The organism is Sphingomonas pruni NBRC 15498, from assembly GCF_001598455.1.
GTDB lineage: Bacteria > Pseudomonadota > Alphaproteobacteria > Sphingomonadales > Sphingomonadaceae > Sphingomonas > Sphingomonas pruni.
Genome location: NZ_BCYZ01000037.1, coordinates 1 through 11,152 on the forward strand (window position 1 = coordinate 1; position 11,152 = coordinate 11,152).

The window sequence follows — 11,152 nt, forward strand, 5'->3', positions numbered from 1 at the left end:
GGGGAGGGGGACCATGCGCAGCATGGTGGAGGGGGCCCACGACCAAGGCGCGGCAGGCGAGAAGGCACGAGCGTCGTAGGCCCCCTCCACCCCGCGGCTAGCGCCGCGCGGTCCCCCTCCCCGTGCCGGGGAGGAATTTGTCATCAGCATTGTCATTCCGCGGCCTCCGCGAAGGCCTGGCCGTGGAGCAGTTCGGCCGAGCATTGCTGCATCGTCGGGCTGGCGCGACAGATGGCGTTGGTCAGGTAGAAGTCCTTGATCGGATAGGCGATTTCGCCCTCGCCCTTGGCCGTCAGCGCCGGCGGGTTCCAGTCGAAGCTGACCAGCCCGATCTGGCCGAGCGCGGGAACGTCGAGCGCCATTTGCGCGCGCAATTCCTCGAAAGTGTCGAACGGCAGCGTGTGGCCGAGCTTCTCCGACAGTGCACGCAGGATCGTCCAATCCTCGCGCGCATCGCCCGGCGGGAATACCGCGCGCTCGCCGCGCTGCACCCGGCCCTCGAGATTAACATAGGTGCCGGCCTTTTCGGCATAGCTCGCACCCGGCAGGACGATATCGGCTGCCGCAGCGCCCTTGTCGCCATGATGGCCGATATAGACCTTGAAGCTCTTGGAAAGCTTCGAGAAATCGACCTCGTCGGCACCGAGCAGGAAGACCAATTTGGGATCCGCCGCGACCACGTCCGCGATGCCGCCCTGTTGCGCATAGCCGAGCATCAGCCCGCCCATCCGCGCCGCGGAGAAATGGAGGACGTTGAAGCCGTTCCAGCAGTCCTTCACCACGCCAAGCGTCTTGGCGAGTGCCAATGCGGCGCCCTGCCCGCCCTTGAGCGCCGCGCCGCCGACGATGATCATCGGGCGCTGGGCGTCCTTGAAGGCGTCCGCCGCCGCCTTGGGCAGCTTGCCGAGCAGCGACAGATCGTTGCCGAGCCACTCGACATTGTAGGTCAGATCGGTCTCGGGCCCGATCGCGAAGACCTTGGCGCCCTTCTTGATCGCTTTGCGGATGCGGGTGTTCACCAGCGGCGCTTCCCAGCGCAGGTTGGTGCCGACCAGCAGGATCGCGTCCGCCGTCTCGGCACCAGCAATCGTCGTGTTGAAATTGACCGCGGCCAGGCTCGACACGTCGTAATCCATGCCGGTCTGGCGGCCTTCGAGCAGCGAGCCGCCCATCGCCTTGACCAGCGCCTTGGCGGCGAACATCGTCTCGCAATCGACCAGGTCGCCGGCGATCGCCGCGACGCTGTTGCCTGCCTTCACCGCCGCGATCGCCGCGAATGCTTCGTCCCAGGTCGCCGCGACCAGCTTGCCGTCCTTGCGGACATAGGGCCTGTCGAGGCGCCGGCGGACCAGACCATCGACCGCGTGACGGGTCTTGTCGGTCGCCCATTCCTCGTTGACGTCGTCATTGACCCGCGGCAGCGCGCGCAGGACCTGACGACCGCGGCTGTCGAGCCGGATATTGGTACCGACCGCGTCCATCACGTCGATCGCCAGCGTCTTCTTGAGCTCCCAGGGCCGCGCCTCAAACGCATAGGGCTTCGAGGTGAGCGCGCCGACCGGGCAGAGGTCGACGACATTGCCCGACAGCTCGCTCGTCACCGCGTGTTCGAGGTACGAGGTGATCTGCATGTCCTCGCCGCGATAGATCGCGCCGATTTCCTCGACGCCGGCGACTTCCTCGGCAAAACGGATGCAGCGCGTGCATTGGATACAGCGGGTCATGACCGTCTTGACGATCGGACCCATATATTTCTCGGTCACCGCGCGCTTGTTCTCGGTATAGCGCGACGCGCCGCGGCCATAGGCGACCGACTGATCCTGCAGGTCGCACTCGCCGCCCTGATCGCAGATCGGGCAATCGAGCGGATGGTTGATCAGCAGGAATTCCATCACGCCTTCGCGCGCGTTCTTCACCATCGGAGTGTTGGTGAAAATCTCCTGATTGTCCGCCGCGGGCAGCGCGCACGACGCCTGGGGCTTGGGCGGCCCCGGCTTCACTTCGACCAGGCACATACGGCAATTGCCGGCGATCGACAGCCGCTCGTGATAACAGAAACGCGGGATTTCCTTGCCGGCCGCCTCGCACGCCTGGAGCACCGTGGCGCCAGCGGGGACCTCGACCTCGATCCCGTCTACTTTGAGTTTAGGCATGAGCGCCGTTTACCTCGACAGCATGTGATAGAGTGGTTCGACGACCACCGGTCGCGGATCTCGCCGCTTGAGCTGGCGCCCTTCCCGCCGTCCGGCAGGATACGCGACTCCCCAAAACGCGGTTGATCGCAGCCTCGGATAGGAAATTGTTCGCCGCCTTCATGGTCATTGTGCGGCCCCCCGGCCAAAGCGGTTCCACATCGCGTAGGCGACGAATCCCCGAATGCCGGCAGGCGACAGCGTAACCTGCTGGCCTTTCACCAGACAATCACCCAGAGCAGGCGCGAGCGCCGCCGCCGTCGCTCGTTCGGCGGGGCTGCCAGGCATCGTGCGCAACAACGCGTCGGCGTGCCCGATGTCCTTTAGGATGGCGCAATCGGTGAAACTGACCATCGCATGAGCTTCGGCCAGACTATCTCCGGTCGACACGAAATTCGCCTGCAGGGGCGCGGGCGCCGCAGCAAGCTGGGGCGCGGCCCGATTGGCCGCGAGATAGGCTTCTTCGGCCATCAGGTCGCGCAAGACGCCAGGCGAGAATTTCATCCCCAGGGCGTTCTGGTCGAAGCCCACCTGGTCGCCAAGGCAACGTTCCATGCCCAGATCCTTGGTGACATCCGTGATCTTTGCCGCCGCCATGTCGACGGCGACCGCGTCGCTGTTATTCAGCAGGGCGATGGCCCGCGACCGAGACGAATGATAAATACATTGCGCGAAATGCTTTCGGATAATTCCAGCCTCCCGCGGATCGACCGCCTTTGGCTGAACCGGAATCATCGATCCGGTCTGCAATTCCGGCTTGAGCTGCGCCCGGGCGCACGGTGACGCGACGGCCACCAAAGGCGCCACCAGCACGGCTGCAGCTCGAATAGCGACCGACGGCTTCATTCCGCCGCCTCTTGCATCGGCGCGAAATCGTCGCCCTGGCGTTCGGCGATGCGGCGTTCGAGTTCGGGGCGGAAATGACGGATCAGGCCCTGGATCGGCCAGGCCGCTGCATCGCCCAGAGCGCAGATCGTGTGGCCTTCGACCTGCTTGGTGACGTTGTAGAGCGTGTCGATCTCGCTGACGTCGGCGTCGCCGGTGCGCAGCCGCTCCATCACGCGCCACATCCAGCCGGTGCCTTCGCGGCACGGCGTGCACTGGCCGCAGCTTTCATGCTTGTAGAAATAGCTGAGCCGGCTGATCGCGCGGACGATGTCGGTCGACTTGTCCATGACGATGACCGCGGCGGTGCCGAGGCCCGAGCCGAGCGCCTTGAGCCCGTCGAAATCCATCGGGCAGTCCATGATCTGCGCCGCCGGGACCAACGGCACCGACGACCCGCCGGGGATCACCGCGAAGAGGTTGTCCCAGCCGCCGCGAATGCCGCCGCAATGTTCCTCGATCAACTGGCGGAACGGGATCGACATCGCTTCCTCGACCACGCACGGCTTGTTCACATGGCCGCTGATCTGGAACAGCTTGGTGCCGCGATTATTCTCGGCGCCGAAGCTCGCGAACCATTCGGGGCCGCGGCGCAGAATGGTCGGCGCGACGGCGATCGATTCGACGTTGTTGACCGTGGTCGGGCAGCCATAGAGGCCGGCGCCGGCCGGGAACGGTGGCTTCAGGCGCGGCTGGCCCTTCTTGCCTTCCAGGCTTTCGAGCATCGCGGTCTCTTCGCCGCAGATGTACGCGCCCGCGCCGCGGTGGACGAAGACGTCGAAATCATAGCCCGAGCCGCAGGCATTCTTGCCGATCAGCCCGGCATCATAGGCCTCGGCGACCGCGGCGAAGAGCGTCTCCGCCTCGCGGATATATTCGCCGCGAATGTAGATGTACGCGGCACGCGCGCGCATCGCGAAACCGGCGACGAGCGCGCCCTCGATCAGCTTGTGCGGATCGTGACGGATGATCTCGCGGTCCTTGCACGACCCGGGCTCGGATTCGTCGGCATTGATCACCAGGAAATTGGGCCGGTCGGGCCGCGGCTCCTTGGGCATGAAGCCCCATTTGGTGCCGGTTGGGAACCCTGCCCCGCCGCGCCCGCGCAGACCCGACGCCTTGATCCGGTCGATGATCGTATCGGCGCCGATCTCGAGCAATTTCTTGGTATTGTCCCAATCGCCACGCGCCTGCGCGGCCTTCAGCCCCCAGGGCTGGAAGCCGTAGACGTTGGTAAAGATGCGATCCTTGTCAGCTAACAAAGCGCACCTCCGTCACCCCAGCGAAAGCTGGGGTCTCAAGCAATGAAGCGACACGCATGCCGCACGAGATGCCAGCTTTCGCTGGCATGACGGTTAGGGTCACGGCCTTTTCCCCATCGCATTCTGGACGAAATAGAAGATCACCAGCACCGCGCCGACAACGAGCGCGAGCCCGATCAGTGCGAACGCCACGCGCAGCACCAGGCCCAGAATCACCAGCGCGCCGATGATGGCGAAGACGGCGATGATCGGATTGACGTTGCCGCGCATCACCAGCTCCCCCGGTAATCATGGTTCTCGCCGACCATTTCCTTGAGCGTGGTCGGGCCACCTTCGGGGCAGCTGGCGCGGCGGCCGATCTGCGACCCGACCTGCGGCTGCTCGCCCTTGGCCAAAGCCTCGAGCACCGCGATCGTGCGATCGTAATCCAAGTCCTCGTAATTGTCGTCGTTGACCTGAACCATCGGCGCGTTGGCGCAGACGCCCAGGCATTCGACTTCGGTCAAGGTGAACAGGCCGTCGGCGGTGGTGTGGCCCTTGGACAAGCCCTTCGACTTGCACGCGCGCAGCACCTCGTCAGAACCCGCCAGCATGCACGGCGTCGTGCCGCAGACCTGGACGTGATAGCGACCGACCGGCGCCATGTTGAACATCGTGTAGAAAGTCGCGACCTCGTACACGCGCATATACGGCACGCCGATCTGCTTGGCGACGAACTCGATCACCGGCACCGGCAGCCAGCCTTGGGTCTGCGTGTCCGCACCGACTTGGCGCTGGGCAAGATCGAGCAGCGGCAGCGACGCCGATTGCGCGCGGCCCGGCGGATAGCGGCCAATGATTTCCGTCGCCTTGGCGGCGTTTTCAGCCGTCCAAGTGAAATCGCCCCAGCGCGCGCGGGTCTCTGCCTCATCTGGGATTTGGGGTGCTTCAGCCATGAGTACGCGCCACCTTGCGCTTGTCGATCTGATTGAACTTCAAAACTAAGCTAGCCCAAGCGCCCCAACCGCCCACGATTACAAACGCGAGCAAGGTCCAAGGCGTCATGACCCAGGCGGCGTGAAGCCAGATTCCGACGATGATCGACATCGCAATGGCGATAGAAATCACCCTGGACAACTGCCAATACAGATAAGCGCGCGAACTCACCGGTCGCACTCCCCGAACACCACGTCGATAGCGCCCAGGATCGCGGTGGTGTCCGCGAGCATGTGGCCCTTCGACATGAAATCCATCGCCTGGAGATGGCTGAACGCGGTCGGCCGGATTTTGCAGCGATAGGGTTTGTTCGAACCGTCGGCGACCAGATACACGCCGAACTCGCCCTTGGGGCTTTCGGTCGCGACATAGACGTCGCCGGCGGGAACGTGGAAGCCTTCCGTGAACAGCTTGAAGTGATGGATCAAAGCTTCCATCGATTGCTTCATCTCGGCACGCTTGGGCGGCACCACCTTGCGATCCGAACTCGCAATCGGGCCGTTCGGCATTTCGTTGAGGCACTGCTTCATGATCCGCGCCGATTGGCGGACCTCCTCCACGCGCACCATGAAGCGGTCGTAGCAGTCGCCGCGGGTGCCGACGGGGACGTCGAAGTCCATCTTGGCATAAGCGTCATAGGGCTGCGACTTGCGCAGATCCCAGGGAATGCCCGAGCCGCGGATCATCGGGCCCGAGAAGCCCCAGCGCACCGCGTCCTCGCGGCTGACCACGGCGATATCGACATTGCGCTGCTTGAAGATGCGGTTGTCGGCGACCAGGCTGATGGCATCCTCGAACAAGCGCGGCAGGCGCGTGTCGAGCCAGTCGGCGATGTCGGTCAACAGCTTGAGCGGCACGTCCTGATGGACGCCGCCGACCCTGAAATAGTTCGAGTGCATGCGCGCGCCCGAGGCGCGCTCGAAGAAATTGAGGCAATCCTCGCGGATTTCGAACAGCCACAGGTTGGGCGTCATCGCGCCGACGTCCATCACATGCGAGCCGAGGTTCAGCATGTGGTTGGAAATGCGCGTCAACTCGGCGAAGAACACGCGCAGATATTGGGCGCGGATCGGCACTTCGAGGTCGAGCAGCTTTTCCACCGCAAGCACGAAGCTATGCTCCATGCACAGCGGCGAGCAATAATCGAGCCGGTCGAAATAGGGCAAAGCCTGGGCGTAGGTCTTGTACTCGATCAGCTTCTCGGTGCCGCGATGGAGCAGGCCGATATGGGGGTCGACGCGCTCGACGATCTCGCCGTCAAGCTCCATCACCAGCCGCAACACGCCGTGCGCCGCCGGATGCTGCGGGCCGAAATTGATCGTATAGTTCTGGATCGTGACGTCGCCGGTGGTCGGATCCTCGGCGTCGGTCACCCCCAGCATCTTGTCGAGCTGATCAGCCACGAGTCATCTCCGCGCTCATAACAAACGCCTCCCCGGCGAAGGCCGGGGCCCAGCTTCGAGCCGGTGGCAACTGGACCCCGGCCTTCGCCGGGGAAGCGGGAAGAACGTTACGCATCGGGATTCTTCTTCTTGGCGCGGTTCGGCTTGGCCGGCGCGTCGGCGGTCGGCGCATCCGGCTTCAAGCGCGGCTTGGCGGCAACCTTGCGAGTCGACGGCGCCTTGGCAGCCCCGGGCGCGGCGGCGACATCGGCGATCTTGCGCGAGCGCGTCGGCTTGGGGTCGGCTTCGGACGGCGGCGCCGGCTTGGGATCGGCGCCATTCGCCTTCGTCGTCCTGGCACCGGCCTTGGCGGGCTTGGGCTTCGCGCCGGGCTCCGCCTTCCCCGCGCCGGTCTGCGCCGGGCTATCGGTCGTCTTGGGCTGGACTGGCGCAGCCTTGGCGGTCTGCGCCGCGTCGGCCTTGGCGATCTGGTCGGCCGTCACCGGCGTCGGCGCGCCCTTCTCCTGCGGCAGCGCAGCAGGGGGCGGCGCCGCGGGAGCCGGCGGTGGAGGCGGCGCGGCGGCGGGCGCCTTCTCGTCGCCCGGCAGGATATATTCCGCACCTTCCCACGGACTCATGAAGTCGAACGTTCGGAAGTCCTGGGCCAGCTTGACCGGCTCATAGGCGACACGCTTGGTCTCTTCCGAATAACGCAGCTCAACATAGCCGGTCAGCGGGAAGTCTTTGCGCTGCGGATGGCCGACAAAGCCGTAATCAGTCAGGATGCGGCGCAGATCCGGATTGCCGTCGAACAGCACGCCGTACATGTCGTACACTTCGCGTTCGAGCCAGCCGGCGACCGGCCAGATCCCGGTCACCGACGGCACCGGCTTCACCTCGTCGGTCTGGACGTGGACGCGGATGCGGTGGTTGCGGGTCAGCGACAGCAGGCAATAGACCACTTCGAACCGGTCGGGCCGGTCCGGATAGTCGACGCCTGCGATCTCCATCAGCTGCTGATATTCGAGACCCGGCGTGTCGCGCAGCAGGGTCATCGTCTCGACCAGGCTTTCGCGGTCGACGGTGAACGAGACTTCGCTGACGGCTTCGAGGCTCGAAAGCACACGCTGGCCAAGCGCCTTCTCGGCCACCTCGATCACGCCGTCATTGGGCGCATAAAGGGGAGCAGACGACTTCACCGCTCGATCGTTCCCGCGCGGCGGATCTTCCGCTGCAGCTGCATGATGCCGTACAGCAACGCCTCGGCGGTCGGCGGGCAGCCCGGCACGTAGATGTCGACCGGCACGATGCGGTCGCAGCCGCGCACCACGCTGTAGCTATAATGATAATAGCCGCCGCCATTGGCGCAGCTGCCCATCGAGATGACGTATTTGGGCTCCGACATCTGGTCGTAGACCTTGCGCAGCGCCGGGGCCATCTTATTGCACAGCGTGCCGGCCACGATCATCACGTCCGACTGGCGCGGGCTCGCGCGCGGCGCGGCACCGAACCGCTCGAGGTCGTAGCGCGGCATGTTGACGTGGATCATCTCGACCGCGCAGCACGCCAGGCCGAACGTCATCCACCACAGCGAGCCGGTGCGCGCCCATTGGAACAGCTCTTCTGCGCCGACGACAAGGAAGCCCTTGTCCTGGAGCTCACCGTTCAGGCCGTCGAAGAAACCCTGGTCGGGCGGCACGATCGCCTGCCCGCTGGCGGCCATCGGCAATTCGACCGGGCCGGAATGTCCGATAATTGAAGGGGTCATTCCCAATCCAACGCTCCCTTCTTCCAGGCATAAACGAGGCCAAGCGCGAGTTCGGCGATGAATACCATCATGCTGATCCATGCGACCCAGCCGAGCGAGAACACGCTCACCGCCCAGGGATAAATGAACGCCGCTTCCAGATCGAATACGATGAACAGGATAGCGATCAGGTAGAACCGGACGTCGAACTGGCTGCGCGGATCCTCGAACGCGGGAAAGCCGCATTCATACTCGCTGAGCTTTTCCGGATTCGGCTTGTGTGCGCCGGTGAAACGGGCCGCGATCATCGGCAGGAACACGAACGCGCTGGACAGCGCGAGCGCGACGCCGAGGAACAGCAGGATCGGCAGATATTGTGACAGGTCGACCACTATTGTCTCTCGCAGGTGCGAAACGTTGCGGCGTCTCTAGGACGGCACCCGGAGTCGGGCAAGGCCTCGATCCCATGAGAATGATTCGCAATTAGCGGCGTTTAGGGGCCTGCCGAGCCGACTCCGACCTTATGTTCAGGCGGCGGCTGCCACGCTGTCGATGACCGCAATCTCGTAGCGGTTTCTACCAGCCATCTTGGCACGATAGAGAGCGGCATCGGCGGCAATGGTCAGTTCGTGGACCGACCGGCCGGGTCCAGGATGGATCGCCGCAACGCCCAGGCTGATCGTCACCTTTTCCGGCAGCGCGAAGCCGGCGTCGTTGCTGCAGGTCGCGACCATCACGCGCACGCGTTCGGCGATCGAGGCAGCCCCCGCCTGGTCGACACCCGGCAGGATCAGCATGAATTCCTCTCCGCCTTGGCGCGCGGCGAGGTCGACCGGTCCGCGCACTCCGGCAAGCAGCATTTCGGCCACGGCCTTGAGGGCACGATCGCCCTCGGCGTGGCCGTGCGTATCGTTGAAGCGCTTGAAATGGTCGACGTCGATCGCGACTACCGCCAGCGGCCCGCCGGACCGCAGCGCGCGTTCCCATTCGTCCGCCAGCCGGCCATCGCGCTGACGGCGATTGGCCAACCCAGTCAGCGGATCGGTACGGCTGACACGTTCGAGCGCGTCGCACGCCTGTTCGAGCGCCTTGCCCCGTGCGCCGAGCGATTCGACCAGCGCCTGATTGGCCGCCGCCAGCCGGTGCGCGTGGAGGACTTGCGCGGCGAGCCGACGGCTGACGCCGAGCAACACGATCGTCATCACCGTCGCGGCGCCCGCCAACGGCCAATGCCCGGGCCGATCGCTGACGACGAATCCCAGCGCGGCGGCCAGCATCACCGGTATCTCGAATGCGGCGTACATCGGCCAATAAGCGACATGAGCGATCGACAACGTCAGGCCACTCAGCGCAACGCAAATCGCGAACATGACCTGACTATCGGTGCCGGTGGCGACGATCAGACCGAGCGCGACGCCCCATAACAGACCCGATGCCGCGGAGAATGCGGTGAGCGACGCTGCCCAACGCCGACTGGGGATGGCGGCAAAACGACCCGATTTGTATGCCATGGTCGCGACGGTCCGCGATCCGATGACGATCGCACTGGCCACCACCCAAATCACCAGCCAGATTCTGTTGCCCTGCTGCCAGAAAAGGCTGGCCATCATCGCCGAGCCGAGCAAATCCATGCCGACCATCGCCAGCGCGATCGAATAGATCGCCTCGATCCGCGTCTTCAGGAACGCGTCCTCCCGGGACGTCGAAGAGGGCGTCGAAACCATGCGCTCGCATAGTCCCGCCCTCGTTAAGGCCGGGTTATGTAATTTCCCGAGATACCCATAATGGAACCGGAACGATTGGTGCGGGCAGCGACCGGCACCGCGGACGCGAGCAGCGGGACGGCCAGCCAGTGCGTCAGCGCAACGCGTTCGCAATCAGCTTGTGCAGCTTGGAATGCAGCACGTCGTTCGCCGCGAGGAATTCGTTGCGCTCCATCGTACGGTCGCCGCCGCGGAAGTCGGTGACGAAACCGCCGGCTTCCTTGACGATCAACATGCCCGCGGCAACGTCCCAGGGCTGCAAGTCGGATTCCCAGAAACCGTCGAACCGCCCGGCAGCGACCCAGGCAAGGTCGAGCGCGGCCGAGCCGAGACGGCGGATGCCGGCGACTTCGGGCGCCACCGCGCCGAATATGCGGCTCCATTGTGCGAAATTACCATGGCCCAGGAACGGAATACCGGTCGCGATCAGCGCGTCGGCAAGGTCACGGCGCGACGAAACGCGCAACCGTGCATCCTGCAGCCAGGCGCCCTTGCCCTTTTCCGCCCAGAAGCTCTCATCGGTCAGCGGCTGATAGACCAAGGCGGTCGTGATCTCGCGCTTGCCGTTCGCCATCGGCTCCTCGACCGCAATCGAGATCGCGAAATGCGGAATGCCGTGAAGGAAGTTCGATGTGCCGTCGAGCGGATCGACGATGAAACGCGGCTTGTTCGGGTCCCCGGCAATCTCGCCGCCTTCCTCGGCCAGGATCGACCAGTCGGGGCGCGCCTTGCGCAGTTCCTCGACCAAGGTCTCCTCGGCGCGCTTGTCGGCCATCGAGACGAAATCGGCCGGGCCCTTGCGGCTGACCTGGAGGTGCTGAACCTCGTTGAAGTCGCGGCGCAGGCGCGGCGCCGCCTTGCGCGCGGCGCGCTCGATGACGGTGAAGAGGCCGGAATGGCTGGGCATGAAACAAACTCCCCCCTCCCGCTTGCGGGAGGGGTCGGG

General features: G+C 64.8%; 11 protein-coding genes and 1 pseudogene. All 12 read right to left on the reverse strand.

Annotated features, from left to right (window positions below; translation table 11 throughout):
- Positions 1 to 152: 152 nt before the first annotated feature.
- Entirely contained in the window at positions 153 to 2,153 is a 2,001-nt protein-coding gene (gene nuoG / locus SPR01S_RS12220; RefSeq protein WP_066589990.1) for an NADH-quinone oxidoreductase subunit NuoG, read from the reverse strand.
- A gap of 165 nt (positions 2,154 to 2,318) precedes the next feature.
- Entirely contained in the window at positions 2,319 to 3,038 is a 720-nt protein-coding gene (locus SPR01S_RS12225; RefSeq protein WP_066589991.1) for a hypothetical protein, read from the reverse strand.
- Positions 3,035 to 4,339: an NADH-quinone oxidoreductase subunit NuoF gene (nuoF, locus tag SPR01S_RS12230; RefSeq protein WP_066589992.1), complete on the reverse strand. Its 1,305-nt coding sequence runs from the start codon at positions 4,337 to 4,339 to the stop codon at positions 3,035 to 3,037. Before nuoF ends, SPR01S_RS12225 begins: the two co-directional genes overlap by 4 nt.
- A 99-nt stretch (positions 4,340 to 4,438) precedes the next feature.
- The gene (locus SPR01S_RS21610) at positions 4,439 to 4,609 is read right to left on the reverse strand and encodes a hypothetical protein (RefSeq protein ID WP_157082223.1); all 171 of its coding nucleotides are present in this window, start codon (positions 4,607 to 4,609) and stop codon (positions 4,439 to 4,441) included.
- Positions 4,609 to 5,274, reverse strand: coding sequence for a complex I 24 kDa subunit family protein (locus tag SPR01S_RS12235; protein ID WP_066589994.1), 666 nt, complete (start codon positions 5,272 to 5,274; stop codon positions 4,609 to 4,611). The genes SPR01S_RS21610 and SPR01S_RS12235 overlap by 1 nt, the downstream gene beginning before the upstream one ends.
- Positions 5,267 to 5,485 carry a hypothetical protein gene (locus SPR01S_RS12240; protein WP_066589996.1) on the reverse strand — a complete coding sequence of 73 codons (219 nt, stop codon included), beginning with the start codon at positions 5,483 to 5,485 and terminating at the stop codon, positions 5,267 to 5,269. Before SPR01S_RS12240 ends, SPR01S_RS12235 begins: the two co-directional genes overlap by 8 nt.
- On the reverse strand, positions 5,482 to 6,717 hold the full coding sequence (locus SPR01S_RS12245) for an NADH-quinone oxidoreductase subunit D (RefSeq protein WP_066589998.1): 1,236 nt from the start codon (positions 6,715 to 6,717) through the stop codon (positions 5,482 to 5,484). The genes SPR01S_RS12240 and SPR01S_RS12245 overlap by 4 nt, the downstream gene beginning before the upstream one ends.
- A gap of 335 nt (positions 6,718 to 7,052) precedes the next feature.
- Positions 7,053 to 7,895 (reverse strand): annotated as a pseudogene (locus tag SPR01S_RS12250) (NADH-quinone oxidoreductase subunit C); the annotation flags it as partial.
- Positions 7,892 to 8,419 carry a NuoB/complex I 20 kDa subunit family protein gene (locus SPR01S_RS12255; protein ID WP_066590003.1) on the reverse strand — a complete coding sequence of 176 codons (528 nt, stop codon included), beginning with the start codon at positions 8,417 to 8,419 and terminating at the stop codon, positions 7,892 to 7,894. The gene SPR01S_RS12255 and the pseudogene SPR01S_RS12250, both read right to left, overlap by 4 nt.
- Before the next feature lie 41 nt (positions 8,420 to 8,460).
- A complete protein-coding gene (gene ndhC / locus SPR01S_RS12260) occupies positions 8,461 to 8,835 on the reverse strand; it encodes an NADH-quinone oxidoreductase subunit A (protein ID WP_066590000.1) in 375 nt (124 codons plus the stop codon).
- Between the two features lie 135 nt (positions 8,836 to 8,970).
- On the reverse strand, positions 8,971 to 10,167 hold the full coding sequence (locus SPR01S_RS12265; RefSeq protein ID WP_066590001.1) for a GGDEF domain-containing protein: 1,197 nt from the start codon (positions 10,165 to 10,167) through the stop codon (positions 8,971 to 8,973).
- Positions 10,168 to 10,300: 133 nt separating this feature from the next.
- Positions 10,301 to 11,113 (reverse strand): inositol monophosphatase family protein, encoded by an 813-nt coding sequence (locus SPR01S_RS12270; RefSeq protein ID WP_066590002.1) that lies wholly within the window; start codon positions 11,111 to 11,113, stop codon positions 10,301 to 10,303.
- Positions 11,114 to 11,152 lie beyond the last annotated feature (39 nt).